This is a genomic window from Hymenobacter translucens, assembly GCF_020685205.1.
Taxonomy (GTDB): Bacteria; Bacteroidota; Bacteroidia; order Cytophagales; family Hymenobacteraceae; genus Hymenobacter; species Hymenobacter translucens.
In genome coordinates this window covers 681,598-708,509 of the sequence record NZ_JAJERB010000002.1, presented here as the reverse complement: position 1 = coordinate 708,509, position 26,912 = coordinate 681,598, and the positions used below count along the sequence as shown (strand labels likewise).

At 58.6% G+C, this 26,912-nt stretch carries 27 protein-coding genes; 13 read left to right on the top strand and 14 right to left on the bottom strand.

Features of this window, described 5'->3' with window-relative positions; all coding sequences use genetic code 11:
• Positions 1-33: 33 nt before the first annotated feature.
• The 4 genes from LJY25_RS06695 to LJY25_RS06680 all read left to right on the top strand — a co-directional run bounded on the left by LJY25_RS06695 (position 34) and on the right by LJY25_RS06680 (position 4,906).
• A complete protein-coding gene (locus tag LJY25_RS06695) occupies positions 34-780 on the top strand; it encodes an energy transducer TonB (RefSeq protein ID WP_227607513.1) in 747 nt (248 codons plus the stop codon).
• A 217-nt stretch (positions 781-997) separates the two neighbouring features.
• A complete protein-coding gene (locus tag LJY25_RS06690; RefSeq protein WP_227607512.1) occupies positions 998-1,825 on the top strand; it encodes an energy transducer TonB in 828 nt (275 codons plus the stop codon).
• A gap of 447 nt (positions 1,826-2,272) precedes the next feature.
• Positions 2,273-3,238: a PstS family phosphate ABC transporter substrate-binding protein gene (locus tag LJY25_RS06685; RefSeq protein ID WP_227607511.1), complete on the top strand. Its 966-nt coding sequence runs from the start codon at positions 2,273-2,275 to the stop codon at positions 3,236-3,238.
• Positions 3,239-3,277: 39 nt separating this feature from the next.
• On the top strand, positions 3,278-4,906 hold the full coding sequence (locus LJY25_RS06680; protein WP_227607510.1) for a tetratricopeptide repeat protein: 1,629 nt from the start codon (positions 3,278-3,280) through the stop codon (positions 4,904-4,906).
• Between the two features lie 120 nt (positions 4,907-5,026).
• Here LJY25_RS06680 and LJY25_RS06675 read toward each other — a convergent pair whose 3' ends face one another.
• The 14 genes from LJY25_RS06675 to LJY25_RS06610 all read right to left on the bottom strand — a co-directional run bounded on the left by LJY25_RS06675 (position 5,027) and on the right by LJY25_RS06610 (position 18,573).
• Positions 5,027-6,085 carry an RluA family pseudouridine synthase gene (locus tag LJY25_RS06675; RefSeq protein WP_227607509.1) on the bottom strand — a complete coding sequence of 353 codons (1,059 nt, stop codon included), beginning with the start codon at positions 6,083-6,085 and terminating at the stop codon, positions 5,027-5,029.
• A gap of 75 nt (positions 6,086-6,160) precedes the next feature.
• Entirely contained in the window at positions 6,161-6,790 is a 630-nt protein-coding gene (locus LJY25_RS06670; protein ID WP_227607508.1) for an OmpH family outer membrane protein, read from the bottom strand.
• A gap of 50 nt (positions 6,791-6,840) precedes the next feature.
• Positions 6,841-7,512, bottom strand: coding sequence for an OmpH family outer membrane protein (locus LJY25_RS06665; RefSeq protein WP_227607506.1), 672 nt, complete (start codon positions 7,510-7,512; stop codon positions 6,841-6,843).
• 41 nt (positions 7,513-7,553) lie between these two features.
• Positions 7,554-10,082, bottom strand: coding sequence for an outer membrane protein assembly factor BamA (bamA, locus tag LJY25_RS06660; protein WP_227607504.1), 2,529 nt, complete (start codon positions 10,080-10,082; stop codon positions 7,554-7,556).
• 9 nt (positions 10,083-10,091) lie between these two features.
• On the bottom strand, positions 10,092-10,838 hold the full coding sequence (locus LJY25_RS06655; protein WP_227607502.1) for an isoprenyl transferase: 747 nt from the start codon (positions 10,836-10,838) through the stop codon (positions 10,092-10,094).
• A gap of 65 nt (positions 10,839-10,903) precedes the next feature.
• The gene (gene porG / locus LJY25_RS06650) at positions 10,904-11,656 is read right to left on the bottom strand and encodes a type IX secretion system protein PorG (RefSeq protein WP_227607500.1); all 753 of its coding nucleotides are present in this window, start codon (positions 11,654-11,656) and stop codon (positions 10,904-10,906) included.
• 42 nt (positions 11,657-11,698) lie between these two features.
• A complete protein-coding gene (locus tag LJY25_RS06645; RefSeq protein WP_227607499.1) occupies positions 11,699-12,604 on the bottom strand; it encodes a DUF6089 family protein in 906 nt (301 codons plus the stop codon).
• A gap of 136 nt (positions 12,605-12,740) precedes the next feature.
• A complete protein-coding gene (locus LJY25_RS06640; protein ID WP_227607497.1) occupies positions 12,741-13,634 on the bottom strand; it encodes an NAD kinase in 894 nt (297 codons plus the stop codon).
• Between the two features lie 41 nt (positions 13,635-13,675).
• Complete coding sequence (locus LJY25_RS06635; RefSeq protein ID WP_227607495.1) at positions 13,676-15,115, bottom strand: BamA/TamA family outer membrane protein; 1,440 nt, start codon at positions 15,113-15,115, stop codon at positions 13,676-13,678.
• A 120-nt stretch (positions 15,116-15,235) separates the two neighbouring features.
• Positions 15,236-15,913, bottom strand: coding sequence for a CBS domain-containing protein (locus LJY25_RS06630; protein ID WP_227607493.1), 678 nt, complete (start codon positions 15,911-15,913; stop codon positions 15,236-15,238).
• Between the two features lie 113 nt (positions 15,914-16,026).
• Positions 16,027-16,809 (bottom strand): alpha/beta fold hydrolase, encoded by a 783-nt coding sequence (locus tag LJY25_RS06625; RefSeq protein WP_227607492.1) that lies wholly within the window; start codon positions 16,807-16,809, stop codon positions 16,027-16,029.
• Complete coding sequence (locus tag LJY25_RS06620) at positions 16,793-17,431, bottom strand: anthranilate synthase component II (RefSeq protein ID WP_227607491.1); 639 nt, start codon at positions 17,429-17,431, stop codon at positions 16,793-16,795. The genes LJY25_RS06625 and LJY25_RS06620 overlap by 17 nt, the downstream gene beginning before the upstream one ends.
• 58 nt (positions 17,432-17,489) lie before the next feature.
• On the bottom strand, positions 17,490-18,011 hold the full coding sequence (locus LJY25_RS06615) for a CvpA family protein (RefSeq protein ID WP_227607490.1): 522 nt from the start codon (positions 18,009-18,011) through the stop codon (positions 17,490-17,492).
• 100 nt (positions 18,012-18,111) lie between these two features.
• Positions 18,112-18,573 (bottom strand): GatB/YqeY domain-containing protein, encoded by a 462-nt coding sequence (locus LJY25_RS06610; protein WP_227607489.1) that lies wholly within the window; start codon positions 18,571-18,573, stop codon positions 18,112-18,114.
• 138 nt (positions 18,574-18,711) lie between these two features.
• On the opposite strand from LJY25_RS06610, the gene LJY25_RS06605 reads away from it, so the two are divergent.
• From LJY25_RS06605 to LJY25_RS06565, 9 genes are all read left to right on the top strand, one after another.
• Positions 18,712-19,434, top strand: a complete 723-nt coding sequence (locus LJY25_RS06605) for a pyridoxine 5'-phosphate synthase (RefSeq protein WP_227607488.1) — start codon at positions 18,712-18,714, stop codon at positions 19,432-19,434.
• 185 nt (positions 19,435-19,619) lie between these two features.
• Positions 19,620-20,663, top strand: coding sequence for a tRNA 2-selenouridine(34) synthase MnmH (mnmH, locus tag LJY25_RS06600; RefSeq protein WP_227607487.1), 1,044 nt, complete (start codon positions 19,620-19,622; stop codon positions 20,661-20,663).
• A complete protein-coding gene (locus tag LJY25_RS06595; protein ID WP_227607486.1) occupies positions 20,663-21,085 on the top strand; it encodes a hypothetical protein in 423 nt (140 codons plus the stop codon). Before mnmH ends, LJY25_RS06595 begins: the two co-directional genes overlap by 1 nt.
• A 35-nt stretch (positions 21,086-21,120) precedes the next feature.
• Entirely contained in the window at positions 21,121-21,510 is a 390-nt protein-coding gene (locus tag LJY25_RS06590; RefSeq protein WP_227607484.1) for a VOC family protein, read from the top strand.
• A gap of 27 nt (positions 21,511-21,537) precedes the next feature.
• Positions 21,538-22,596: a selenide, water dikinase SelD gene (selD, locus tag LJY25_RS06585; protein WP_227607482.1), complete on the top strand. Its 1,059-nt coding sequence runs from the start codon at positions 21,538-21,540 to the stop codon at positions 22,594-22,596.
• Positions 22,597-22,599: 3 nt separating this feature from the next.
• Positions 22,600-23,193 (top strand): hypothetical protein, encoded by a 594-nt coding sequence (locus LJY25_RS06580; RefSeq protein ID WP_227607480.1) that lies wholly within the window; start codon positions 22,600-22,602, stop codon positions 23,191-23,193.
• Positions 23,194-23,365: 172 nt separating this feature from the next.
• Positions 23,366-25,309: an ATP-binding protein gene (locus LJY25_RS06575; protein WP_227607478.1), complete on the top strand. Its 1,944-nt coding sequence runs from the start codon at positions 23,366-23,368 to the stop codon at positions 25,307-25,309.
• Between the two features lie 54 nt (positions 25,310-25,363).
• A complete protein-coding gene (locus tag LJY25_RS06570) occupies positions 25,364-26,134 on the top strand; it encodes an alpha/beta fold hydrolase (RefSeq protein WP_227607477.1) in 771 nt (256 codons plus the stop codon).
• A 39-nt stretch (positions 26,135-26,173) separates the two neighbouring features.
• Positions 26,174-26,896: an SAM-dependent methyltransferase gene (locus tag LJY25_RS06565; protein WP_227607475.1), complete on the top strand. Its 723-nt coding sequence runs from the start codon at positions 26,174-26,176 to the stop codon at positions 26,894-26,896.
• Positions 26,897-26,912: the final 16 nt, after the last annotated feature.

Below are 26,912 nucleotides of genomic sequence, written 5' to 3'. Positions count from 1 at the left end.
TTTGAAGGTCGCAATAAGGCATACGGGGCCTATGTGCTCCGCCGCCTGTATGGCCGGCACATTACGCGCGCCCTCCTCATCGGTGTAGCCCTGCTGGCTCTGTTAGTTAGCTTTCCCATCCTGGCCCGCCTGCTGGCGAAGGATGAGGTGAAGAAGGACGACAAGATGCTGAAGGTAAACGAACTGATGGAGGCCCCGCCGCTGGATGAAACCAAGCCGCCACCACCCCCGCCCCCGCCCGAGGCGCCGCCACCACCGCCACCGAAGCTCTCCACGATCAAGTTCACGCCTCCCGTCGTAAAGAAGGACGAAGAGGTGCAGAAGCCGGAAGAAATTCCCGATCAGGAAGAGCTGAAGGACAAAGTGGTAGCCACCGAAACCGTAAAGGGTAACACCGATAACCCGATTGACCTGAACGGTCTGGAGGGTGAAGGAAACAAGGTGGTTGAGGAGGTTGTAGAGAACAAAGTCTACACCTATGTAGAACAAATGCCGGTGCCGCCCGGTGGTATGGATGCTCTGCTGCAGTACATCAGCAAAAACATCAAATACCCGGCAATGGCACTCCGCAACCAGGTCGAAGGCAAGGTATTCGTTGCCTTCGTCGTGGGTCCGGATGGCGCTGTATCGGATGTGAAAGTGCAGAAAGGCATTGGCGGGGGCTGCGACGAAGAAGCAGTCCGCGTAATCAAAGGCCTCCCGCGCTGGGCTCCCGGTAAGCAGAACGGCCGCCCCGTAAGCGTTTCGTTCACCGTACCAGTAACCTTTGCCATCAAGTAAACAGGAGCTTCGGCGACTGTCAGTACAAAAGCCCGGTTCAAGCAAATTGCTTGGACCGGGCTTTTTTGTTGCTAAATAATTTACACAGGAGAAATACTATCCTCACCTGAGGGGGCGTTAGCGGGTTGAAAGTCAGGCAGACAGACAGTGTGCAGGAGTGGGTGGCCGACTTGGGAGTGCCTGTTGTGGAATCCGTTCACCTCTAGCCCATACACCGATGAAAACCCTGAACCTGTTTACCGCAACCCTTGATGAAATTATCTTCGAGGGCCGCAACAAGGCCTACGGCGCCTTTGTCCTGCGGCGACTTTACAGCCGCCATCTGGCTATTGCACTTGCCAGCACCATTGCCCTCTGTCTGGTCCTAGTTAGTCTGCCGACGCTGCTCAGTCGCCTGTTCCCGGATCCGATAGTAGTGCCTCCGCTGGTAACCGATCCTCCGGTTGTGACGCTTATGAACGTGGATGTGGATCGGCAGCCCGAACCTAAAACGGTAGCACCAGCACCCACCCACCCACCGGTAACGGTTACTCCTACTACGCGGACAGAGTATGTGGTTGTTAAAACGCTGACCAAGCCGGAGCCAACGACTGAGGCAGTAGACCCCATCATAGATGGTCAAAGGGGACCGGCTACCGGCCAGATCGGTGACGACCTCGGTCCTTTGATTGGCACAGCTGGCAATGGTAAAGGAACTGATACGAATGCAACCGCCCCTCCGGCTCCTACTGTACCCTTTAGCCATGCGGAAGTGATGCCGGAGTTTGCTGGCGGTATGCAGGCCCTGCAGCGCTATATGCAGCGGAACCTGCGCTATCCCCGTCAGGCACTGGCTAATACTGTTTCCGGTAAAGTGTTTGTTTCCTTCACCGTCAACATGGACGGCTCAATTACGGATGTGGAGGTAATCAAGGGCCTGGGCTATGGCACCGAGGAAGAAGCATCACGTGTAGTGCGCAACATGCCGCCCTGGACGCCAGGCCGGCAGAACAATCACGCCGTACCAGTTCGCTACACGCTGCCCATTACCTTTAAATACGAGTAGTACTCTGACTGCTAGGAGGTTGATTTTCTGGCGGTCTTTCGAATACGATTTTTAAGACAAAAACCAGCCGGCTTCGCAAGAACTGGCTGGTTTTTGTCTTGTTTTGCGAGGGCGCAAAGCGGGCTTCCCCGACCTGTAAAAGAGGTATCCGAACAAAGTAGACCAACTTTCACGTTACAAGGGCAGACCAACTGCTCGACAATCATATTATGCTGAACCGTCCTACCACGGATGAACGACTAGGCCGTCAAAAATCTCAGGGCCTCGTGCGTTACTTCCTTTTGCTGATGGCCGTCGTCTACACCGGTCTTGGTATTTACTTGCTTGTAGCGGCCCCGCAGGCCTTCCCAATGCCCATCCTTTGGCGCCGCCTATTGGGCGCTGTCTTCGTTTTTTATGGAATACTTAGATTTGTCCGGGTCTACCGCCAACACTTCCGCTTTACAAATGAGAACTGAACGCGCTAACCTGCGGACGGCAAGTGTTCTGCTGTCACTCTCGGCCCTGCTGCTTGGAAGCTGTGGCCAATCCAACAACCCTGTTACGGATACGGATACGCCTACCAGCGGTACCATCAGTATCAGTGTGGACGAAACGTTTGAGCCGATCCTGAAATCGCAGGTCGACACGTTCCAGAAGCTCTACCAGTACGCCAAGGTGCAAGCCAGCTACAAGCCCGAGCTGCAGGTAATGCAGGATCTTATGCAGGATAAGGTCAGGGCAGTAGTGATAGCCCGGGACCTGAACGCAGCTGAACGTGCTGAGTTTGAGCGGCAGAAGCTGGTTCCCCGTAGCACCAAGATCGGTATTGACGGTCTGGCCATTATTGTGAACCGGTCAAACCCCGACTCTCTGCTTACGCTGGCCCAGCTGCGCGATATCTTCACCGGCAAAACCAGCCAGTGGAGCCAGATCAGCGGTGAGAAGAAGCTCGCTGATGTCAACGTAGTATTCGATACGAATAACTCGAGTACAACCCGCTACGTGCAGGACTCCGTTACGCGCGGCGCGGCGCTGACCACCCGGGTGTTTGCCGCCAAATCGAACCCCGCCCTGCTAGATTACGTTGCTACCCATCCAAGCGCCATCGGCGTGATAGGGGCTAACTGGATCAGTGACCTGGATGATTCATCGGTTCAAAGCTTTCGGAAAAAGGTTCGGGTAGTAGCAGTAAGTGCTTCCGCAGCCCCTAAGAGTGCCGATGATTACGTCCAGCCCTATCAGGCCTACCTGGCGCTCAAAACGTATCCATTGCGCCGCGACCTGTATGTCATCAGCCGGGAAGCCCGGGCAGGACTTGGCACCGGTTTTGCCTCGTTCGTAGCCGGGAATAAAGGGCAACTGATCATGCTTAAATCCGGCCTGATGCCGGCCGTTGGTCAAACCCGAATCATTGACAATAATCCCAAGTAGACTTTCCTTTCTTTCGCCCTTTCACTTAACCTTTTGCTCATGAACTTCAAGCCCTGGAAGCTTTCGCTCCTCGCTGCCTTGTCTGTTTCCGGCACTGCCGCTTTTGCTCAATCAACTCAGAGTGCTCAGAAATCGTTGGAGCTGGAGCGGTATAGCGAGGCCCGTGCTGCTCTTTTGCGTGCTGGCCAAAGCCCTGATGCTTCGTACCAGCTGGGTCGCCTGTATCAGATGCGTGACATGCCGGATTCGGCAGCCTTTTACTTTAATCGTGGTGCCGACCTGAAAACCCCAATGGGGATGATTGCCGCCGGACGCGCTGCCCTGGCTCAGGGTAAGAATGCCGAAGCTGAAATTCAGTTTGACAACGCAGCCAAAGCCACCAAAAACAAAGACCCGAAGGTGTTGACGATGATTGCGCAGGCATATGCGGAATCGGACGTTAAGAACCCTGCTAAAGCGCTGTCTCTCGTTGAAGCCGCTCATAAACTCAACAAGATGAAGGATGATCCGGCGCTGATGGTAGCCCGGGGCGACCTCTACCTTAAGACGGATAATGGTGGTGGTGAGGCTATGAACAGCTACGACCGTGCCATCATGGCTGACCCGAACTACGTACTGGCGCACTACCGTAAGGGTCAGCTGAACGTACGCTCGCGGAACTACAACGAAGCCCGCGCTGCTTTTGAAAAGGCTCTTAGCCTCGACCCCAGCTACAGCCCGGCCCAGCGTGATTTGGCTGAAATGTACTTCTACGTTGGCAAGTACGATCAGGCACTTTCCACCTTCCAACAGTACATGGGTTCGGCTGAGAAAACGCCCAGCACGGACGCCAAATACGCTTCCTTCCTCTTCCTGACGAAGAAATACCCCGAGGCGCTTACGGAAGTTCAGAAGGTATTGCAGCGTGACCCGAACAACGTCACGATGAACCGCCTGCTGGCTTACTCGCTGTACGAGACCGGCAAGAACGACCAGGCCCTGGCAGCTATTGAAAATTACTTCAAGGTGACTCCGGCAGCGAAGGTTATTCCCGAGGACAACGTCTATTACGGTAAGATTCTGTCGAAATCCGGTAAGGACGACCAGGCAATCGAAGTGCTGAACAAAGCCATTCAGGCGAATCCGGCCGCTGCTGATGACATCCAGGGCGAGCTGGCCCAGGCCTACATCCGTAAGAAGGACTACCCTAAAGCCATTACTACCTACCGGGCCCGTATGGCTAAAGGCAACCCCGATCTTGCTCAGCAAGTGCTGCTGGGCCGTGCCTACGAGCTGAACAAGCAGTACAAGCAGGCTGACAGCCTCTACAGCATCGTGACGACCTCCAAGCCGAACTACGTACCAGGTTACCAGATGCGGGCCCGCGCTAACTATGCGCTTGACCCGGACTCCAAGCAGGGCCTGGCCAAGCCGTTCTACGAGAAGTATATCGAGGTAGCTACTGCCAACGACCCCTCGAAGTACAAGGATGGTCTGGTAGAAGCGAATGGCTACCTGGGTTACTATTACTACGCCAAGGGTGATAAGGCAGCTGCTCTGCCCTACTATCAGCAGGTACTGGCGCTGGACCCCAGCAATCAGAACGCTAATCAGGTAGTAAACTCGATTAATGCCAAGCCGAAGGCCGCTCCGAAAGCAGCACCGAAAGCTCCGGCCAAAAAGAAGTAACTGCTCAACCACTCAATGAAAAAGCCCGCTACACGTGTAGCGGGCTTTTTTTATACTGTTATTTCTAGTAGCTGTAGTTTCCCTGAAGCTACCCGGTTCCTTCACTGTACCTTCGGCTATTCAACTATGGTTGTCAGCGTAGGCTTGCCATTTGGCCAGCACAGCCGAAAAGTCGTCTGGCAGCTCGGCTTCGAAGTGCAGGCGCTGACCGGTATCGGGATGAATAAAGCCGAGCGACTTGGCATGTAGTGCTTGTCGGGGCATCAGCTTAAAAGCATTTTCAACAAAGGAGTTGTAAGCGCCGGTTCGCTGTCCGTATAACGCCTTGTCGCCGCCATAGGTGGCATCGGAGAAAAGCGGATGGCCAATGTGCTTCATATGCGCCCGGATCTGGTGCGTACGGCCCGTTTCGAGGTTACACTGTAGCAGTGATACATGCTTGAACGTCTCAAGCACCTTGTAGTGCGTTACGGCGTGCTTGCCCTGCTCTCCGGCCGGATACACCGCCTGCACTTTCCGGTCTTTCAGGCTGCGCCCGATATGCCCGATGATGGTGCCCTGCTCAGCTTTTGGAATTCCCCAGACCAGCGCCAGATAGGTGCGCTCAATGGTGTGGTGGAAAAACTGCTGGGAGAGGTGGGTCATGGCCCATTCCGTTTTGCCGATAACCAGCAGGCCGGATGTGTCCTTATCGATACGATGCACCAAGCCGGGCCGAATCTCCCCGTTGCGCCCCGTAGGAAGGTTATTGAGGTGATAAGCCAGCCCGTTTACCAAGGTTCCGTTCCAGTTGCCAAAAGCGGGATGGACCACCAGCCCGGCGGGCTTGTTCACGATTAGCAGAGCCTCGTCCTCGTAACGAATATCGAGGTCCATGGGCTCCGGAATCACCTTGAACTCCCGGGGTGGCTCGGGCAGCGTCACGGTGATGACGTCGAGCGGCTTTACCCGGTAGTTCGACTTCACCGGCTTCCCATTTACCTGTACGGCATTGGCCCGGACAGCATTCTGCACTTTCGTGCGGGAGGCATTGGGCAGGCGGTTTTGCAGAAACTTATCTAGTCGTAATAGCTCCTGTCCGCGGTCGGCACGGATGCGGTGGTGCTCATATAGCTCATCTTCCCCTTCCGATTCATCATCTTCCGGCAGATCGGGGGCTTCGTAGTCCGGCTGTAGCATAGTCTGGCTGAGGAGGGGAAACAACAAAGCCGGGGCGAATGGCCCCGGCTTGTCTGGCCGAAATAAGCAGGCTGCTTACTTCTTGGTTTTAACTTTGGTTTTCGAAGGAGTTGCAGCAGGAGTTGCTGCCGGGGCAACCGGCGCGGCCTTTGCCGGCGCGGCCTGAGCAGCACCAGGGGTTACGCCCATTTTCTTCAGAATCAGGTCTGATACGTCACCATCCTTGGGTCCATGCAGCAATACCGGGCTGCCCCCACCCCCGTCGGAGTTCAGGATATAGGTGTAGCCGTTCTCATCAGCTACGGCATCAATCGTCTTCTGGAGCTTGTCAAGCGCCGGCTTGAGCAGGGTCTGCTGCTTCTGCTGCAGGCTCTGGTCGGCACTGCGCTGGAACTCCTGAATGGACTGCTGCAGATTGGTCAACTCTTTTTCCTTATCGGCTTTTACCGGGTCAGGCATCGTGGCCGCCCCGGTTTCGTAGGCTTTCGCTTTCGTCTGGTATTCGGCATACTTGCTTTTCAGCTGAGCTTCCAGCTGGCCGCTATAGGCTTTCAGATCTGACTCGATCTGCTTGCTCTCGGGCATCTGGCTCAGGACGTACTCCACGCTGGTGTAGCCAATCTTGAGCGGCGCCTGCGCCTGCACAGCCGTGGTCGTAGTTACGAAGAGGACGGCCGCAGCCAGCGCAACGCGGATTTTGTTCATGGTGGTCATTAAAGGAAAAACTGTCAAGGGTTGACTACAAAGTTACTGTTTCAGTTGGTACCGCCTTTTTTGGCCGGCTGCCTGGTTTTGCGGGACGGGGCAGGCTGCCCTTCTGCATCATTGCCGGCATCAGAAGCTGGCGTTTTGGGGGTGTCGACCGTACGGGCAGCACCCTTCTGACCGGGCTGGTTACGGTCTTCGGAAGCCAAACCTAATTCTTCCAGTACAAATTCCGTGTAGTCATGAATCGGGTTGGTGTAGAGCATTGTCACGTCGCCCGACTTATCGAACACAATGCCGAGCTGCTTTTTCTTGGCTACCTTCTCAATGGCCTCAAACACCTGATCCTGGACTGGCTTAGTCAACTCCTGCCGTTTCTTAAACAGCTGTCCCTCAAATCCGAAAATCTTGTTCTGGTAGGTTTTGATGTCCTGCTCTTTTTTCAGAATCTCATCCTGCCGCTTCTTTTTCATAGGTTCGGTCAGCAGAACTTCCTCGGCCTGATAGGTGCGGTATAGCTTGTCCAGGTCCTTTTTCTGGCTTTCGATCTCCTTCTGCCAGGTACCCGACAAGGTATTGAGCTCCTGCTGAGCAGCCGCGAAGGCGGGCATTTTGCTCATAATAAACTCCGAGTCGACGTAGCCGAACTTCTGGGCCTGCACTACGGAACCCGTCAGCAGCACCGTCAGGGCCGTGAGAAGGCCGCAAAGTATTTTTTTCATAGCAAGTCAGTAAACCGGCCAGCGCCCCGCTCCCGGAAGCGTTAGCGAATCTGCTGGCCAATGATGAAGTGAAACTGGGCCTTGTCCTGTTTGCCCTGGGTCTGATTGGTTAGGTTATAACGGTCGACGTTGTCAAAGCCGTATCCGTAGTCAAAGCCAAGCAAACCAAATGCCGACATGAAAATCCGGGCCCCTACCCCAGCCGAGCGGTACAGCTTGTAGGGGTTGTAGGTAGCATAGTTCTCAAAGGCATTACCAGCCTCGGCAAAGCCAAGTACATAAACAGTTGCAGCCGGGTTCAGCGTGACCGGGTATCGCAGCTCCATTACGTATTTGTTATACGCAATGCCACCGCTGCGCTCGGGGTTCTGAATGGAGTTGGCGTTGTTCGGGTCCTCATACCCCCGCAGGCCAATGTATTCGGTACCTACCAGGAAGTTGGCCGAGCCGCCCATACCCAACCCTGAGCCACCCAGCTTGAAGCGCTCAAACGGGCCGATCTCGCGGTCTTTGTTGTAGTTGCCGATAAAGCCGAAGTGGGCACGGGTGTTCAACACCAGCTTACCCACAATTGGGGTAAACCACGAGGCATCAAACATCCACTTATGAAACTCAACCCACTCGTTTACACTGGGGTGAGACCCCTTGAAGACCGAATACGGCGGCGTTAAGTTCACGCTCAGCGCCAGCGACGACCCCCGACGGGTATAAGTCGGGTTGTCGATGCTGTTGCGGGCCAGCGTGGTATTGAAGGTGATGTTGTTGGCATTACCCGTGCCATTGGCAAAACCCTGGAAATAGGGATAGTTATTCAGCTGGTACTGGCTGATAGAAAGCGAGTTGCTCAGCGTAAAGTAGTCATCCGGCACGCGCAGGCGCCGGCCCAGGCTCAGGGAGGCGCTGTTTACCTTGATCGACTGGTCGTTGTTCGCGTCAAAGGTGGTACCGGTCCGCTGAATGCTGCGGTTGAGGCTAAATGACAGGGAGTTCGGCTTGCGGCCACCGAGCCAGGGCTCCGTAAACGAGAACGAATAGGCCTGGTACTGGGGACCGTTGGCCTGGATGTTCAGGGCCACCCGCTGACCGTCGCCGGCCGGCACAGGCGTCCAGTTCTGAAAGCTGCTGGCCTTGCGGAGAGAGAAGTTGTTGAACACGAGGCCCACGGTTCCGATGAAACCGGCATACCCGCCCCAGCCTCCGGATAGCGTAATCTGGTCCGAAGGCTTTTCCACTACCGTGTAGTTGATATCCACCGTGCCATCCGCCTGGTTGGGTACGGGGTTGATGCCCACCTTCTCCGGATCGAAGTAGCCTAGGGTAGCAATTTCGCGCTGGGAGCGAATCAGCAGCTCGCGGTTGAACTTGTCACCGGGCAGGGTCCGCAACTCACGACGCAGCACGTGGTCACTGGTCTTGGTATTGCCGGCGATGTTGATGTCCTTAATGCGGGCCTGCACACCTTCGGTCACGCGCATCTCAATATCAATGGAGTCACCCTCAACCTTGGTTTCTACTGGATCAACGGAGAAAAACAAGTACCCGTCGTTCATGTAGAGCGAGGTAATATCCTGGCCCGTGGGGTTGTAGTTGATGCGCTTGTCAAGGTTTTCCTTGTTGTACACGCTGCCCTCATTGATTCCTAGTACCGAAGCCAGGGTCTTATCGTCGTAGAGGTAGTTACCGCTCCAGGTGATGTTCCGGAAGTAATACTTAGGGCCCTCGTCCACCGTAATACGCAGGGCCAGCCCTTCCTCGGTCCGCACTACCGTATCTGACACCACGATGGCGTCGCGGTAGCCCTGGTTATTGTAGAATTCAATCAGGGCCTTCTTGTCCTCCTCAAACTCCGCTTTCTGGAATTTGCCGGGGGTGAAGATTTTATACGACGTGCGCTCCTTGGTTTTCTTCAGCTTTCCCTTAAGCTTCTTATCCGGAAAGGCCTCGTTTCCTTCAAAGGTTATCTGGCGAATACGGACTTTCTCACCCTTGTCCACATTAATGTTCAGCACGACGCTGTTGGACAGAGATGAGTCAGGAGCCTGGGTGATGTTGACCTTGGCATCCAGGAAGCCCTTGTTGGTATAGAACTTTCGGACTTGGGAGCGGGTGTTAGTCAGCAGCGCGTCGGTCACGACCTTTCCACGGATCAGCTTGATCTTGTTTTTAAGCTCGTCTGCCTGCGTCTTGCTGATGCCCGAGAAATCGAACCGGGAGAGTCGGGGACGCTCTTTCAGGTTGAAATCGAGATAGATGCGCCGGCCCTCAATCCGGGAAATCGACACGCTTACGTCTCCGAGAATTCCCTGGTCCCAAAGCTTGCGGATAGCCTTGCCGATTTCTTCGCCGGGTACCGTTATCGGGTCACCAATTTTCAGGCCGGTCAGGCCGATCAGCGTGTTAGGATCGAGGTAACGGGAGCCGCTGATGGTAATGCCGCCCAGCTCGTAGCGCTGCGGTTCGCCAACTGCGGCAGCAGTAGGTTGACCCAAGACTGGCGTAGACGTAGAGGTCAGGCCCAGCGACAACGTAATGGCAAACAGCCACAGAAGCCGGTTAAAAGAAGCAATCATTCGAAAGTTTTACGAAACAGTTAGTTGCTCACTAGTCTTACCAAAGCGGCGCTCGCGGCGCTGATAAGCCTGAATAGCATCATAGAAATGGTCGCGCCGGAAATCGGGCCACAGCAGGTCGGTGATATACAGCTCGGTATAGGCCAGCTGCCACAACAGAAAGTTGCTGATGCGCTGCTCACCGCTGGTGCGGATCAGCAGCTCGGGGTCGGGCATCCCGGCCGTAGCCAGGAATCCGGCTACCGTTTGCTCATTCACCTGCTCCGGCTTTACCCGCCCTGCCGCTACCTCCTCGCTCAGCTTGCGGGCCGCCTGGGTTAGGTCCCACCGGCCGCTGTAGCTTAGGGCCAGCACCAAGGTCATCTGGTTACCGTTCCGGGTCAGCTCTTTGGCCTCGGCCAGTTCCCGCTGGCAGGAAGCCGGCAGGCTGGTAATCTCTCCGATTGACTGGAGCTTAATACTGTTTTTCAGCAGGGTCGGCGTTTCCTGGCGGATGGTATGCACCAGCAGCTGCATCAGCGCCATCACCTCGTGGGCGGGGCGCGACCAGTTTTCAGTCGAGAAGGCGTAAAGAGTCAGGTACTTCACGCCCAGCTCGGCAGCAGCCTCCACGGTATCCCGAACTGCGGTAATGGCGCTCTGGTGCCCAAAGATGCGCAGGCCACCTTTCTGCTTGGCCCAACGGCCGTTGCCGTCCATGATAACGGCCACATGAGCAGGGATATTTTGGGAGTCAATTTCGGACCGGGCGGCCATGGGCAGGTTTTGCGTAAAGAGGCTGCAAGTTACGCAAATGGTTGCATTCCCCCTGCCAACGCCGGCTACTTCAGTAGCTTAGGGTTGTCCTTGTATTGGTCCGGGCAGTGAATCTTATAGAACGTGTAGGATACACTCAGGCCGTTATAGAAATACCAGTCCTGATCGTGGGAGTTGACGACAACCGGGTTCTGCTTGCTGAGATGGTCGAGCTCGTCCGTAAACAGCTTGCGGGCACCGATTTCCAGCCCCAGGTTCCAGTGCTGGGACAGGGCATATTTAAATCCGACGCCGGCTGGAATGGCAATCCCAATAAGGGATTCTTCCTTATTAAGCGCCGCCAGGGCCGGATTCAGGCTGGTTGTCGTCGTCTTGGTATAGAAGCCTGCCAGGCCCACAAAAACATAGGGCGTAAAATGAATCTTGTCTTTGCGGAAGTGATAGTTCAGAAAGTTGTATTCCATCACCCACGACAACTCCACCAGGTTGCCTTTCATGTTGGTGTTCCGGTAAGCCGCTAAGGGGGATACCGTACCCGTTTCCCCTCTTACATTGCCATCATCGGCCCGCAGCAGGCCGCCCATGACAGCGGCGCGGAGCGTGACGGGCGCGGATATGTCTTTGCGGTAGAATGCCGTAATGGCCGGGCGGTTGTTTTTAAGCTGATAAGAGGGCGATAATTCGCCTTTATAGCTGAGCCCGCCTAAGCCGATACCTACTTCGCTGGTGGATTGGGCGCTGGCGGAGTTACTAAAAAAAACACTCCCTGCTTGCACCAGGCAAACAAGGAGTGTAGAACGGAGAATCAGGTTGGTCATCAGGCTGGCTGTGTGAAGGAATGGACAGCCAGCTGCAACTGACTATCGGAATTTGGGGCTCTTAATGCTGGGCGCTAAGATATAGTTAACGGTCAAACCCGTTACGATATACCAGTCATCCTCGTTGGACTTGCCACGCATTTCACCGGGCGTATTGAAGCCGGTGAACTCGCCGCTGGTGCTACGGGTAATGTCGCGACCGAAGTACTTCGAAGCATCGGAACCCAGGGCAGCGGGAGCAGCGTAGTTGCCGCTTACGTCATCGAGGTAGTCGGTGAAGGTCTTGCGCCAGCCGATTTCGAAGCCAACGTCAAAGCTCTTGTTGATCTTGTAACGTACGCCACCGCCAAATGGTATGGAGATGAGCGTCTTGCTGTAAGCCGAGCTCTGGCCTTCGGTGCGCAGGGGCTGCAGGTCAACGTAGCTACCGGCTTCCAGCGAAGCAGGAATGTTGCCACCGCTTACCAGGCCTTTAGGATTGTGGTGGAAAGCAGCTACACCGGCGAATACGTAAGGAACGAAGTCCGGGCGCTTCAGGTAGTTGTTACGGTTTTCGATCAGGTCAAAGATACCAACTGCGGAAAACTCGAAGATGTCGTTCCGGAAGTTCATGTTCCGGTTGTAGCGGTACTTGGCGTCCGGATCGTTCTGGTCAGCAGCTTTGGCATCGTCGCCGGTGATACGGCCGTAGGCAATGGCAGCACGGGCCGAAACGCGAGGAGCAAAGCGGTGGGTGAAGCTTACACCAATGTTGGGACGGGTAGCTCCGAAGCGCAGGCTGGGAATGCTGGGCTTCGGCGTGATGTCACCGAAGTAGTTCATGGCGTTCAAAGAAACGCCAACGGAGTTGTACTGCTTCCGCTTACTGAATTGCTGCGCATTGGCCTGCGTGGCTACCAAGGTAACCGCAAACAGCAGGGTCAAGGTGAAGGTGAAAAAGTGCTTCATATGGAGCGAAGGGTTAGAAATATCAGGTTCGGGGAGAGTAGACAAACTGTAAGGACACAGTGGTAGTCGCAGACAAAAGTAGGACTTACGTTCAACTTACAAAACTATTAACACAAATACTTGAAAAGTAAATGCTTTACGCGGGCAGAGCAGCGGGGTTCCGACGGTCCAGGCCCCAGTTGAGCTTGCTGCGTAGGGTAGTTAGGAAGTTGACGTGATTCAAGCGAACTAAACGGGCATTAAAGGTTTCACGACGTACGGCAATCTGGACATTTGCATCGACGGGCACTGAGCGCGAGTCGAGCGACAGCAGGAAGTTATTGCTTCTTCCTTCTATCTCAAACGAAATTACGCTTCGGTCCGATACGATGAGCGGACGAACATTGAGGTTGTGCGGACATACGGGAGCAATGATAAAATTGTTGGTCTGCGGCAGCATTACTGGTCCTCCGCAGCTCAGTGAATAGCCTGTTGACCCCGTTGGAGTAGCCACGATCAGCCCATCAGCCCAGTAGGAATTCAGATATTCTCCGTCGATATAGGTGTGCACGACAATCATTGAGGAGGTGTCGCGCTTGAGAATGGAAAACTCGTTGAGGCCGAAATTGACGGTTTCGAAAACCTCCGGATCGGTATCAACCCGGATCAGGCTGCGTTCTTCGAGCACGAAATGGCCTTTGAAGAGGGCATCAACGGCCTGGGCAATCCGGTCGGGAGTGACCGTGGCCAGGAAGCCCAGCCGACCGGTGTTGATTCCCAGGACCGGGAGCTGCAGGCTGCCCACGTAGGTAATGGTGTCGAGCAGCGTACCATCACCGCCGATGCTGAATACAAACTGGACGCCACGCAGGGAGTCGCCCCGACGGAAGGAGCCGATGTTGGGCGAGAGCTGCAGCCGGTTATCGAGGTAGGTGCGGAACGACTCGACGATACTTACTTCGGCCCCACGGGCCAGCAAATCGTCGAGCAGGGCCTGAATAAAGGGAAGAGTGGGTTCGTCGAAAGGCTTCCCCAGAATGGCAATTTTCATACGCAACTCCTAATATTCAAGCGGACAACCGCTTGCTAAGGTCAGATGGGAAACTCGGAGCGGAAGAAGAAACCGCCTTCTCCCCGAAGGCTACGGGTGTACTCGACGGTAAAAACCCGGTCGTAGTACGTAACCAGGTGCAGGCCGATGCCCACGGCGCCGAGCAGACGATTAGGCAGGCGGTTGGCCGCCAGCGGCGCCGACGCAGCCACGTACCCGGCATCGGCAAAGGTATTCAAATAAAGCGCCAGTGGAATTGTGTTGATTTTAGGATCACCGACCCCTTTCAACCGGATTTTAGAGGTATCGAACAGCTGATAGGACACGCCCTGCTGCACCAGACCCAGCTGCTGGCCTTCAATGGTGTACCGGTCGTAGCCACGCACCAGGTACTCATAGCCCAGGGCACGGTTGTCGGCGTAGGCAACCTGCCGGGCAAAGCGAATTAGTCCCTGCAGGCCGATGGAATAGTAGAAGTCGTGGCCCAGGGCCAGGTAGCGGGCGTACGTGGCCTGGGCGGTAATGAAGTTGGGACTTCCGGGCGTAAAGAAAGCCCGGTAATTCAGTGAAGCCTGCAGGTACTGCCCGGTCAGCGGATACGCAAAGGTATTGCGCTGATTCAGCGTACTGGTGAGCCGCACATCGGCGTACTGCCGGCGCTGACTGCCCAGAAAATAGTTTGGGTTGAGCCGAGCCACGGTGTCGGAAAGTTTTTCCTGGTGCCAGGACACGTCCACGGCCGTAAGCCGCTGCACGGTGTGCCGCCAGCGGAGCCCGCCGGTTACGTACCACCGCTCAATCGGAAAGCCTTCCTCGTCCCGAAAGTTGACCAGCCGGTCGTTTACCGTGGCATAGTCGAGCGAATGGCTGCGGTAGTACGAGGCGCCGGTTCCGAAGCCCAGACGGCGCTTCCCGGTGCCCGGGGCTTCGTAAAACAGCTCATACTTGCGGTTGAAGCCCAGCTGAATATTACTCAGCACCTGCTCGTTGCGCCCCCGAAAGTTGTAGCGCACCAGGTGCAGGCCATAGTCGATGCGCTGCCAGCGGTCGGGGCGGTCAAGCCAGGAGCGGAAGTTGCGGTCGGCCAGGGAGAGAATGGGTACCGGAAAGGTGTACCAGCGCTCCTGCACCCCGAAGAGGATAGTCAGCTGGCCGTTGCGGCAGACCATCTGCACGCCTACCACGTGAAAAAGCTGCAGATTGTACAGGCGCTGCCGGTTAGCCTCGAGCCTTGCGGCCAGATCAGGCGCAGCAAGGGAGTCGCCTTCGGTAAAATCGAGCTCCGCGCGCAGGGTCCGCTCTTTGGTTACGTCGTTGCCGGCAAACAGAATCGTAGCCACCCGCAGCTTCCGATAGTTCGGGCACTGCGCCTGAAGTAAACTATCGACCGGAAAGCGGCGCACCGAATCCGGGGGCAGCGGGGGCGGTACCGGACCGGGCCCTGCCCAGCTCAGCAGCAGGGAAAGCAGACAAGCCAGCACTACCGGAATGTTGAAAATGGGATGCCAACCGCTGACTCTATCACCGCCAAAGCAGCAAACGCAGTATGGACGAGTAGGCCGGCCCCGGTTGCTAAGTCAGCACTTGTCATTCAGAGTTTCCTACAGGCTCAGGTACTTCAGCAGCGCATCGTACCGCTCCTGCTCGTTTTCGCCGACTTCCCCTCCCCCATTGAACTGGGCGGTAATAGAGTAGCCAAACCGCTCGAGCGTGGCCACAATGCGGGCCAGGTTGGGCGTGTTAAGCTTCAGCGTGAGGCGTATCTTGTAGGCATCGTGCTCATCCTGGGCGACGTGGGAGCTCAGAATCTTGGCATTGTTTTCCTCGACGTAGCGGCTGATCTGGGTGAGGGAGTAGTCCCGCTCGTTCATGGACAAGACCAGAATGCCTCCGTAGCCGGCCGCCACCGGCAGCTGCCCGAAAGCGGCCAGCGTGTCGCCCACCGTCACCACGCCCATGTACTCGCGGTGCTCATCGAGCACCGGTACGAGCTGAAGCTTGTTCTGAATGGCTATTTCCATAATGCTATAGAAATGCTGGTCGTGCTGGACGTGCACGTCGGCGTAGCCAAACGGAACCGTGTTGAGGAGCTGGTCGGGATAGTCGTGGTCGATCAGGTCGGCTTCGGTGATCAGGCCGCGGTACTGCCGATTTTCGATAACGGGGAGCTGGCTCACGTGAAACTCTTCCAGCCACTTTGCCGCCTTGCCGGCCGGGTCCGAAACCTTGAGCGGCGGAATCATCTGGTTGAGCAGGTCTTCGGCAAGTATGGTGTGCATCGGGAAGAGAAAGGGCAGCGGAAAAAATAAACGAAAGAGCCGCGGAATTAAGTACGTAAGCGCGCAGGCCAGGGCTTTGTTCCCGGCTTGCCCGTGGACCCTCCCAATGCCTACTACCCGGCCGGCTGCAGCTCGGGCCGGGTGCGCAGCAGGAACTGCTGCAGCAGGGCATTGAACTCGGTGGGGCGCTCCATCATGGGAGCGTGACAGCAATGGTCGAGGAAGCGCAGCTCGGAGCCGGAAAGCAAGCGGTGGAACTCGTGCGCCACGATGGGCGGCGTGATCGTGTCGTTCAGGCCCCAGATCAGCAGGGCCGGCATCTTCAGCTTATGCAGGTCCTTGCCCAGGTTGTGGCGCTGGGCCGACCGGGCAATGGCAATAATGCGCAGGCATTTGGAATTGGTATTCGTAATCTCGAACACCTCATCCACCAGCTCTTTGGTAGCCACGACCGGGTCGTAGAAGGTGTAGGCCACCCGCTCCTGCACAAAGCTGTAGTTGCCCCGCTTGGGGAAGGAGCTGCCCATCGAGTCCTCAAACAGCCCGCTGCTGCCGGTGAGCACCAGGCGGCCGACCCGGCTCGGGTTGCGCAGGGCGTACACCAGTGCTACGTGCCCGCCCAGGGAGTTGCCCAGCAAAGTAACCGGCTCGGTAAGACCCATCGTGGCGACAAAATCTTCCACGAAAGCGGCCAGTCCGGGCACGCCGGCTTTGGTCAGGGGCATATCGTAGACCGGCAGCAGGGGAATGATAACGCGGTACTGCCGGGCAAAGGTATTCACCACGTCGTGCCAGTTGCTGAGGGCACCGAACAGGCCGTGCAGCAGCAGCAGCACGTCGCCCGTGCCCTCGTCGACATACTGAAACTCGTTGCGCTCTTTAATCTGCAAATCCATCGGTAGGGGGAAGAAGTTGCCCGGCAGCTGCCGGATGGCCCTTCATTGCAATGATACAACAGTTGACCCAATTGCGGAGCAGGGCTAAGCCGTGGGTCGTAAGCAGAGCTTCCGGGTGAAACTGCACCCCGTAAAGCGGCAACGTACGATGGCGCAGGGCCATTAGTTCACGGTGCGCATCGGTGGTCCAGGCCAGGCCCAGCAGCTCGGGGGGCAATGCATTGACTACCAGGGAATGATAGCGGGTGACCTGCATAGGAGCCGGAATGCCGGCAAATAGTTGCTCGCCCGGCTGATATTCTATCTGGGCTATCTTGCCGTGCACGGGACGGGCGCCCCGGCTGACCTTCGCTCCGAAGTAGGCACCCAGGGCCTGATGCCCCAAACAGACCCCCAGCATCGGCACCTGCTGATGATACCGGTCAATCAGCTCCATCAGGCTACCCGCGCCGGCCGGCGTACCGGGCCCGGGCGAAAGCACGATGGCGTCAAACCGGAACCGGGCCAGCCGGGCCAGCGGCACGTCGTTGCGCACGACTTCCACCGTCTGCCCGAGCTGCGTGAGGTAGTCGAGCAGGTTATAGGTAAAGGAATCGAAGTTGTCGAGCAGGAGCAGACGCAAAAGCTTCGGAATTAAGGGGCCGCCCCCTTCAGATAGGCAGGCAGAACAAGATGCCGGGCTAAAAAATGCCGCGCAGCCGCCCAAGCAGTTCCCCGGCGAACGGCATCACGAAACCCACCACCTGCAAAGCGGCCGGCGTGGCCTGCTGCACCAGCGGCAGCACCTGGGAGTCGGCCACCAGCGAGGGAGAAAGCAGTTTAAGGCCGGCCAGTCCCACGCCGTGCAGCAGCAGGCTTAGCCCCAGCACCCACTTCAGCACACCTACGGCACCTCCCAACGCATTGTCGAGCACGCCCAGGGGCGTCAGATGTACCGCCGACTTCACGAACCCGCCGAGCAGGTGCACGCCCCACACAATCAGGGCGAATACCAGAAAGAATGACACCAGCGGCAGCAGCCCAAAGGCCTCGCCCACATAATGGCGTACCAGCGGCACGGCATCATTGAGCAGAGCCAGGCCGCCTACCACGCCCAGCACAAAGGCCAGCAGCGAGGCTATTTCCAGCACGAGCCCGCGCCGGAACCCCTTCACGGCACCTACGCCCAGGGGCAGCAGCAGCAGCAAGTCGAAGCCGGACATGGGTGAAGTGGAGGAGTTAGGAGTTGCTAACGCAGGAGCCAGGAGTCAGAGGCTGGGAGTTTATTCTAGCTTCCAACTTCTCACTCCTAGCTTCTTAAAACTAAACGTTCGTGTTGTTGAGCAGGTGGCTTACCATCTGGGAAATGGCTTTACCATCGGCCAGGCCGGACAGCTCCCGGGCGGCTACGCCCATCACCTTGCCCAGGTCGGAAGGGCCGGTGGCGCCGACGCGCTGCACGATTTCGACGAGCTTTTCCATCAGGTCAGCCTCGGAAAGCTGCTGGGGCAGGTACTCCTCGATGATGGCCAGCTCGGCCAGCTCGATTTCCTCAAGGTCGGACCGGAACTGCTTCTGGTACATTTCAGCGGCTTCGCGGCGCTGCTTGGCAGCTTTGTTGAGCAGCTTCATTTCCTGCTCGGGCGCCAACGTACCGTGGGCACCCTCAGCCGTCTCGGCCAGCATGATCTGAGACTTGATGCTGCGCAAAGCCAGCAGGCGGACTTTATCCTTGGCAAGCATTGCCTTCTTGATATCGGCGTCGATGGTGTCTTTCAGGGCCATAAGAGCGGGTCGTTGGGGTGAGCGGGAAGGGCGGGCCGCCGGGGCGGGGCCGGAAAACGGGCGGGTCAGGCTCCCGTAAAAATCAGCGTACTTTTAGGCCAGCGAACCGGCCGCAAGGCTTCTATTCTGCCTGTTACAATGACGAAACTGAGCGTAAACATAAACAAAATCGCTACGCTGCGGAACGCGCGCGGCCACAACCGACCCGACGTGCTGCAGGTAGCCCGTGACTGTGAGCGTTTTGGTGCCGAGGGTATTACCGTGCACCCCCGGCCCGACGAGCGCCACATCCGCTACCAGGACGTGCGCGACCTGCGCCGCATCGTGACCACCGAGCTGAACGTGGAGGGCAACCCCACTCCCGACTTTCTGGCCCTGGTCCACGAGGTGCGGCCTGAGCAGGTGACGCTGGTGCCCGACGCGCCCGACGCCATCACCTCCAACGCGGGCTGGGACACCGTCAGGCACCAGATCTACCTGCTGGGCATCGTAACGGAGCTCAAGGCCATTGGCTGCCGGGTTTCCATCTTTCTCGACCCCGACCTGGCCATGGTGAAAGCCGCCCTCGGCACCGGCACCGACCGGATCGAGCTCTACACCGAAGCCTACGCCCAGCAGTACCCGCAGAACCCTGCTGCCGCGCTGGCGCCCTACAAGGCGGCAGCTCAGCTGGCCCGGGAGCTGGGGCTGGGCCTCAACGCCGGCCACGACCTCGACCTCGAAAACCTGGCTTACCTCCACCTGAACCTGCCCGGCCTGCAGGAAGTCAGCATCGGTCACGCCCTGGTGTGCGACGCGTTGTACTACGGCCTGGAAAACACGATTCAGCTCTACCGCCGACAGCTGGCTTCGCTGAATTAATAATTAGCAATTAAGAATTGGGGCTGGGAACCCGCTGTTGCTTTGTACCGGTTGGCTATTTCTGAAGAAAACTGACCTGCCGTTTTCAAAACAGGAACAGCTGCTACGAGACATTTATATTGGTTTCTAAAGCATCAAACGCATCAATTCTTACTTACTAATTCTTCATTCTTCCTTAAAAACGCATGCCCCGCCTTCCTCTCTCCGACTTTCTGACCGGCCCGGCTGAGGCTCCCATTCTGGACGTGCGCGCTCCTGTCGAGTACGCTGCCGGCCACATCCCGGGGGCGCTGAGTTTGCCGCTGTTTACGGACGAGGAGCGGGCCCGCATCGGTACGGCCTATAAGCAGGTCAGCCAGGACAAGGCCGTGCTGCTGGGCCTCGACTTTTTTGGGCCCAAGATGAGCCGCATGGTGAAGCAGGCCCGCAAGCTGGCTCCCGGCAAGGAAGTGCGCCTGCACTGCTGGCGGGGTGGCATGCGCAGCGGATCGGTGCAGTGGCTGCTGGAGCTGGCCGGCTTTAAGGTGCACCTGCTCGATAAAGGCTATAAGGACTACCGGCGCTGGGCGCTGGCGCAGTTCACCGAGCCCCGTCCGATACTGATTCTGGGCGGCCTCACCGGCTCGGGCAAAACCGATGTGCTGCACGAGCTGGCCCGGCGGGGCGAAACGGTGGTGGACCTGGAAGGGCTGGCCAACCACAAGGGCTCCTCATTCGGGGCCATCGGCCTGCCGCCCCAGCCCACACCCGAGCAGTTTGAAAACAACCTGGCCCTCGTGCTCGACGGCCTGCCGATGGGCGTGACGCCCTGGTTGGAAGACGAAAGCCTGACCATCGGCCGTCTCACCATCCCAAAGCCCTTCTTTGAACAGATGCGCCATGCCCCGCTGGTGGTACTGGAAATTCCAAAGGAAGTGCGCACCCGCAAGCTGGCCGCCGAGTACGGCAAGGAAGATCCGCAGCTGCTGGCCGAAGCCATTCAGCGCATCAGCAAGCGGCTGGGAGGCTTGGCTACCAAGGAAGCCCTGGCGGCCATCGAAGCCGGCGACATGCTAAAGATGGTGGACATTGCCCTGTCTTACTACGACAAAACCTATGGCTTCGGGCTCGAGAACAAAGCCAGCCGCCGCATCGTGCGGGTACCGTCCGACACCTGCGACCCGGCCGTAAATGCCGAGCTGGTACTGCAGGCTGCCGTTGAGCACCGGCTTGCAGCCCTGCCCGTCTGATGGGCCGCGGCACTGCGCTTCAGGCGGGACTTACACTGGCCGGCTTGGTTGGCTTTGGCTTGCTTAGTGCCTGTAATAGCACCGATGCGCCTGCCCGCCACAGCCGCCTGCTGGGCTTTAAAGCTGCCTTTATAGCGGAGCAAGGCGACGAAGCCGCTCTGCGTCCGAAAGGGGTGGCCCGCAAGTTGCGAACGGGCGCCATCGAGGTAAAGCCCGTTCACGACATTCTCTACATCTCCCTGCCGCGGCACGTCAATGCCTGCGGGCAGTATGAAGGCAACATTGCTATCAGCTGGGATACTATCTACCTCCGCTACGTTGATGTATCGGACGTGGCTTGTGCTTCCGGCCGCATTGATCAGCTTACCTACCTGGTCGATAACCCAAAGCACAAGCGGTATAAGGTGGTATTCCGCAACTAGCCGCCGCCCGGATTCCTGACGACATGCCCCCTGCTATGCTGCCCAAGCTTCGCGTTGCCCGCCCAACCAACAACCTGACGGCTTTGCTCCGCTTTTACCGCGACGCGCTGGGCTTGTCGGTTCTTTATGAGTTCAAAGGCCACGATGGGTCCGACGGCGTCATACTGGGCCATTCGCAGGCACCTTATCACCTGGAATTTACCGCCCAGCCCGGCCATTTCGTAGCTTCGGCTCCAAACCCGGAGCACCTGCTGGTGTTTTACCTGCCCGACCAAGCCGACTGGCAGGCTGCGGTAACCCGGATGCAGAGCCACGGCTTTACCCCGGTGCCTGCCTACAACGCCTACTGGGACCGGCAGGGTCGTACTTTTGCGGACCCCGATGGCTACCGCGTCGTGCTGCAGCAGGCCGACTGGTCGCTCTAATCTTACTCAGCCGCTTTTTCTACTTCGATGATCAGCAACGAAACTTCCACCGACACCGTCCGCCTCACCCAGTACAGCCATGGAGCCGGCTGCGGCTGCAAGATTGCGCCCAAGGTGCTCGACCAGATTTTGCACACCAGCATTCCCCAGCCCCAGGACGACAAGCTGCTGGTGGGCAACAGCAGCCGCGACGATGCCGCCGTGTATGACATCGGCGGGGGCCAGGCCCTGATCAGCACCACCGACTTCTTCATGCCCATCGTGGACGATGCCTACGACTTCGGTCGAATTGCTTCGGCCAACGCCATTTCCGACGTCTACGCCATGGGTGGGCGGCCGGTAATGGCCATTGCCGTGCTGGGCTGGCCCATCGACAAGCTGGCCCCGGAAGTGGCCCGCCGTGTGATTGAGGGCAGCCGCAGCATCTGCGCCGAGGCGGGCATCCCGCTGGCCGGCGGCCACAGCATCGACTCGCCTGAGCCCATCTTCGGACTGGCCGTGACGGGTATGCTGGACATCAAAAACCTGAAACGCAATGATACGGCCACGGCTGGCTGCGAGCTGTACCTGACCAAGCCGCTGGGCGTGGGCATGCTGACCACGGCACAGAAGCGCGGCATTCTGCGTTCCGAGCACGAGCAGCTGGCACCCCAAAGCATGATGCAGCTCAACAAGATCGGCTACGAGCTGGGGCAGCTACAGGCCGTGCGCGCCATGACCGACGTAACCGGCTTTGGCCTGCTGGGCCACCTCTCGGAAGTGTGCGAAGGCAGCGGACTGACCGCCGACGTGGAGTTCAGCAAAGTGCCCCTGCTGGCCGAGGCCGAGGAGTACCGGCTCCAGAAGTCGGTGCCCGGCGGCACGGTGCGCAACTGGGACAGCTATGGACACAAGATCGGGCCGGTAACCGATGAGCAGCGGCAGTGGCTCTGCGACCCCCAAACCAGCGGGGGCCTGCTGGTATGCGTGGAGCCGGAAGGCCGCGACGCGGTGCGGGCCGTGTTTGAGCAGTACGGGCTGCCGTTTGAGCGGTTCGGCACGCTGCGCGCTCATGCCGAGGGCGAGGCCTGGATTGAGGTACGGTAGGCGGTGAAGCTCTTTTCCGTACTGCGGCCCCTGCTGGAAATCGGGCTGGCCGTTTTCGCCATCGTCTTCGGGCTGCGGTTTATTACCAACTTCTTCAGCCGCGCCAGCCGGGTGCACCGGCCCACTTTCCTGCGCCACTTCTACCTGCTGTTCTGGCCCTTGCTGTGCCTGGGCGTGGGCCTGCCCTTCCTGGGGTCGTTTCTGTACTACGGCACGCTTTCCACTTTTGAGCTGGTGCTGCTGACGCTGGTGGCGGCCGTGGTGCTCGGCTTTTCGGTTCCGGCCCTGGTGCTGCACCTGCAGTACTACGCCCTCAACCGGGAAACCACCCTGGTTTTCGACGCCAAGCAAAACGCGCTGGAGGTGTACGAAGGCCGGGTGCGAGTGCCCCTGGCCCGCCGCGACCTGGTGCGGGTAGAGTGGGTAACGTGCAAGTCGAACCGGCTGTTCTGGAGCAACTACAACTACCTGCGCCTGCACCTGAGCTCGGGCCACGTGGTGGTGCTGACTTCGCTGCTTACCAACCTGCAGCCCCTGGCTGAGTTTCTGCGCCACACCAACCTTGTAAGCCGGGAAGAGTGGCTGTGCCTGGTCTGAGGTTTGAAAAATCGGCATGCATACGAAATACCAATCGGCATTGCCGCTCGTTTCGTACTTTTCGCGGCTGATTTCGAGGCTCGGGCCTACGTCAGCGCCCCTGAATTCAGGGCCTTATGCGTCTGCAAATCAGCCGGCAAGCTCCCATTTTGAACTCATCCGTCACCGGTCTATGGCTACTGCGGGCCCCAAACGCCATTTTGCGGTGAGCAAGTTGTGCTGGGGCAGCCTGTTGCTGCTGGTGGGCAGCCTGCTGCTGAGCTTTCCGCTAAGGGCCCAGAAGCCCGCCGATGCCCCGCGGATGCTGCGGCGCCTGCGCACATTGTCCACCGACACCAACCGGGTGCGCCTGCTCGACTCGCTGTGCTATGCCCTGCGGGCTTCCAACCCCGTCACGGCGCTGCCCTATGGCGAGCAGGCCGTGTCCCTGGCCCGCCGGCTGGGCGACGAGCGGGGGCTGATCCGGGCCCTGAACAGTCTGGGCTCCTGCTATACCGACCTCTCCGACGGGCCGCACGCGCTGGCGTTGTTTGACCAGGCCCTGAAGCGCGCCCGGCGCCTGAACGATTCCGGGGGGCTGATGCGCAACTACATTTCGATGGGCGCCGTGCACCACGAACGCAACGACACGGTGCTGACCTGGCGCAACTACCGGCAGGCGCTGGCGCTCATCGGTAAACCGGGGGTGACGGTGACGATGGAAACCATGCTGTACGGCAACCTGAGCAGCCTCTATTTTTACCTGGAACGGTTTCCGCAGGCGCTTCGCTATACCTATAAGGCGCTGGCGCTGGCCCGAAGCAGCGGTGACCGGCTGGGCGAGGCACTGTACCTGGCCAACCTGGGCACGTATTACCTCGAAACGGAGAACTACCCCGAGGCTGAAAAGCTGCTGCGCGAAGCGCTGCAGATAACGCGCGACATCAAGCACCCCCGCTACGAAGCCGGCAACCTGGAGCTTCTGGCCATTGCCTTTAAGTTTCAGGGCAAGCTCGACCAGGCCATTGCCTACAACCTGCAGGCCCTGCGCCTGGCCCGGCAGGCCAATAGTCTGGAACGGGTGCTGGATGCCTACCACGGCTTATCCGAAAATGCGGTGGCTCAGGGCAACTACCGGCAGGCCTACCAGTGGCAGCAGCGCTACCTCGATCTGAACGACACGCTCAACAGCCGGCAGCGGCTGAACACGCTTACGGCCCTGCAGACGCGCTACGAAACGCTCGACAAGGAGCGGCAGATTCGGATGCTCACCCGCAACGACCAGCAGCAGCGCCTTCACAACCAGCAGTTATGGGTAGCAGTAGCTTTGCTGCTGCTGGGGCTAACGGCCGCCGGGCTGTTCTACTGGCAGCTGCGCCGGAGCCGGACCGCCCTGGCCCTCAATCACGCCGCCCTCACCAAAGCTACCACCGAGCTGCGGCAGCTGACGGCCTCCAAGGACCGGCTCTACGCCATCATTGCCCATGACCTGCGCGGCCCGGTTACCTCGTTTGCCGGCGTCACCGAGCTGATTGACTTCTATGTGCGCCAGAAAGATGAGGAAGGGCTGCGCCGACTGCCCCAGCTCGTGCGGCAGTCGGCCCAGAGCTTGAACGGTCTGCTCGACAACCTGCTGGGCTGGGCTGTAAGTCAGACCGGGGAACTGGCCATGCACCCGGAAAAGCTTTCGGTGGGGTTGCTGTTTGCTGAAATGGCTGCGCTTTATCAATCAACTACGGAAGCCAAGCAGGTCACGCTGTCGGCAGCCTGCCCACCCGGGCTGAGTGTAGTGGCCGACCAGAACATGATCCGTACTATTCTGCGCAACCTGGTGGGCAACGCCATCAAGTTCACGCCCCTGGGCGGGGAAGTCCAGATGCAGGCCTCGGCCGACGACCAGTGGGTGACCTTCCGTATTTCAGATACGGGCCCCGGCCTCAGCCCCGAGCAGGTAGCGGCCCTGCTGACTTCGGACGGGCTGCCGCCGACCGACGCCCTCTCGGGCCCGCGGGGTGGTACGGGCCTGGGCATGGTGCTGTGCCGGGCCTTTGTGGAACGCCACCAGGGCCAGCTGACAATTGAAAGCACCCCGGGCCAGGGAGCCGCCGTAGTAGTGCAGCTGCCGGCCGCTGGCTAAGCCGCCGGCCTTCTACGGCCGCAATTCCCGCGGGCCGTGCATCTTTGTGGTATTATGCAACTTCACTTTCGCGAATCCGGGCAGGGGCGTCCACTGGTAATCCTGCACGGCCTGTTCGGCACCCTCGACAACTGGCAGACGCTGGCCCGGCGCTGGGCTGAGCTTTACCGCGTCATTAGCGTGGACCTGCGCAACCACGGCCGCTCCCAGCACACGCCGGAGCACTCCTACGAGCTGATGAGCGAGGACGTGCGCGAGCTGCTGACGGAACGGCAGCTGGGGCCCGATGCCACCGTGCTGGGTCACAGCATGGGCGGCAAGGTCGCCATGCGCCTGGCCCTCGACCATCCGGAAACGCTGGCCCGCCTGGTTGTGCTCGATATTGCCCCCGGCTTTTCCGACATGCGCCACCAGGACGCTATCCTGGCTGGCCTTAATGCCGTAGACTTTACGTCGCTCCAGAACCGACAGGAAGCCGACGAGGCCCTGGCCCGCTACATTCCCCAGCCCAGCGTACGGCAGTTCCTGCTTAAAAATCTGTACCGGCGCGAGGACAACTCGTTTGCCTGGCGCCAGAACCTGGCCGCCCTGACGGCCAACATGCCGGCCATCGGCGCTGAAATCGACGCAGCCCAGCCCTTCCTGAAGCCGGCCCTGTTTCTGCGGGGCGGCAAGTCCGACTACATCGGGCCGGAAGACAAGCTCTATTCCATCCCGACGCTGTTCCCCAACTCCGTGGTAGAGACAATTCCGGACGTGGGCCACTGGCTGCACGCCGAGGCGCCGGATACCGTGTTTGACCTGGTTAACCGGTTTATCGGCTGATAGCAGTCGGATTTTAGCATTTCACTGTTCCCGAATTCATTGGCCTCCTCTCCCCTACCGCCCGGCACTCTCTACCTGATTCCGACCACCCTGGCCGACGACACGGCCGTGCAGGTGCTGCCGGCTCAGATAGGGCTCCGGGTTGGCGAGCTGTCGTATTTTCTGGTGGAGAACCTGCGTACGGCCCGGCGCTTCGTGAAAAGCGTAGCTCCCCAGCACGTTATCGAGAGTTTGCGCTTCAGCGTAATCGACAAGGACAGCAGCGAAGCCGAGGTGCGGCAGGCCCTGGCGCCCGTGCTGCAGGGCCAGGATGCAGGCGTGCTCAGTGAGGCCGGCTGCCCCGGCGTGGCCGACCCCGGCGCCGAGCTGGCCCGGATGGCGCACCAGCTGGGTATCCCGGTGGTGCCGCTGGTGGGGCCTTCGTCTTTGCTGCTGGCGCTGATGGGCTCAGGCATGAACGGGCAGAGCTTTGCGTTTCACGGCTACCTGCCCATCGAGCGGGCCCAGCGGATTACGGCGCTGAAAAACCTGGAGCGGACAGCCCTCAGCCAGCACCAGACCCAGCTTTTCATCGAAACGCCCTACCGGAACATGCCGCTGCTCGAGGATCTGCTGGCTCACCTGCAGCCCGGCACCCGCCTGTGCATTGCCGCCAGCCTCACCGCCGAAAACGAGTTTCTGCGCACCAACACGGTGGCCGGCTGGAAAGGCAAACTCCCCCAGATTCACAAGCAGCCAGCTGTATTTCTGATTGGGCGCTAGTTTTTAGGGGCTTGGA

Excerpts from the sequence above, each read along its gene's own strand:
- LJY25_RS06680 (WP_227607510.1), top strand. The coding sequence starts at position 3,278 with ATGAACTTCAAGCCCTGGAAGCTTTCGCTCCTCGCTGCCTTGTCTGTT.
- mnmH (WP_227607487.1), top strand. The coding sequence starts at position 19,620 with ATGCCCCGCCTTCCTCTCTCCGACTTTCTGACCGGCCCGGCTGAGGCT.
- LJY25_RS06575 (WP_227607478.1), top strand. The coding sequence starts at position 23,366 with ATGGCTACTGCGGGCCCCAAACGCCATTTTGCGGTGAGCAAGTTGTGC.
- LJY25_RS06595 (WP_227607486.1), top strand. The coding sequence starts at position 20,663 with ATGGGCCGCGGCACTGCGCTTCAGGCGGGACTTACACTGGCCGGCTTG.
- LJY25_RS06675 (WP_227607509.1), bottom strand. The coding sequence starts at position 6,085 with ATGCTACAGCCGGACTACGAAGCCCCCGATCTGCCGGAAGATGATGAA.
- LJY25_RS06625 (WP_227607492.1), bottom strand. The coding sequence starts at position 16,809 with ATGGATTTGCAGATTAAAGAGCGCAACGAGTTTCAGTATGTCGACGAG.
- LJY25_RS06685 (WP_227607511.1), top strand. The coding sequence starts at position 2,273 with ATGAGAACTGAACGCGCTAACCTGCGGACGGCAAGTGTTCTGCTGTCA.
- LJY25_RS06640 (WP_227607497.1), bottom strand. The coding sequence starts at position 13,634 with ATGAAAATTGCCATTCTGGGGAAGCCTTTCGACGAACCCACTCTTCCC.
- LJY25_RS06610 (WP_227607489.1), bottom strand. The coding sequence starts at position 18,573 with ATGGCCCTGAAAGACACCATCGACGCCGATATCAAGAAGGCAATGCTT.
- LJY25_RS06645 (WP_227607499.1), bottom strand. The coding sequence starts at position 12,604 with ATGAAGCACTTTTTCACCTTCACCTTGACCCTGCTGTTTGCGGTTACC.
- LJY25_RS06570 (WP_227607477.1), top strand. The coding sequence starts at position 25,364 with ATGCAACTTCACTTTCGCGAATCCGGGCAGGGGCGTCCACTGGTAATC.
- LJY25_RS06615 (WP_227607490.1), bottom strand. The coding sequence starts at position 18,011 with ATGTCCGGCTTCGACTTGCTGCTGCTGCTGCCCCTGGGCGTAGGTGCC.
- LJY25_RS06605 (WP_227607488.1), top strand. The coding sequence starts at position 18,712 with ATGACGAAACTGAGCGTAAACATAAACAAAATCGCTACGCTGCGGAAC.
- LJY25_RS06670 (WP_227607508.1), bottom strand. The coding sequence starts at position 6,790 with ATGAACAAAATCCGCGTTGCGCTGGCTGCGGCCGTCCTCTTCGTAACT.
- LJY25_RS06590 (WP_227607484.1), top strand. The coding sequence starts at position 21,121 with ATGCTGCCCAAGCTTCGCGTTGCCCGCCCAACCAACAACCTGACGGCT.
- LJY25_RS06655 (WP_227607502.1), bottom strand. The coding sequence starts at position 10,838 with ATGGCCGCCCGGTCCGAAATTGACTCCCAAAATATCCCTGCTCATGTG.
- LJY25_RS06630 (WP_227607493.1), bottom strand. The coding sequence starts at position 15,913 with ATGCACACCATACTTGCCGAAGACCTGCTCAACCAGATGATTCCGCCG.
- bamA (WP_227607504.1), bottom strand. The coding sequence starts at position 10,082 with ATGATTGCTTCTTTTAACCGGCTTCTGTGGCTGTTTGCCATTACGTTG.
- LJY25_RS06665 (WP_227607506.1), bottom strand. The coding sequence starts at position 7,512 with ATGAAAAAAATACTTTGCGGCCTTCTCACGGCCCTGACGGTGCTGCTG.
- LJY25_RS06690 (WP_227607512.1), top strand. The coding sequence starts at position 998 with ATGAAAACCCTGAACCTGTTTACCGCAACCCTTGATGAAATTATCTTC.
- selD (WP_227607482.1), top strand. The coding sequence starts at position 21,538 with ATGATCAGCAACGAAACTTCCACCGACACCGTCCGCCTCACCCAGTAC.
- porG (WP_227607500.1), bottom strand. The coding sequence starts at position 11,656 with ATGACCAACCTGATTCTCCGTTCTACACTCCTTGTTTGCCTGGTGCAA.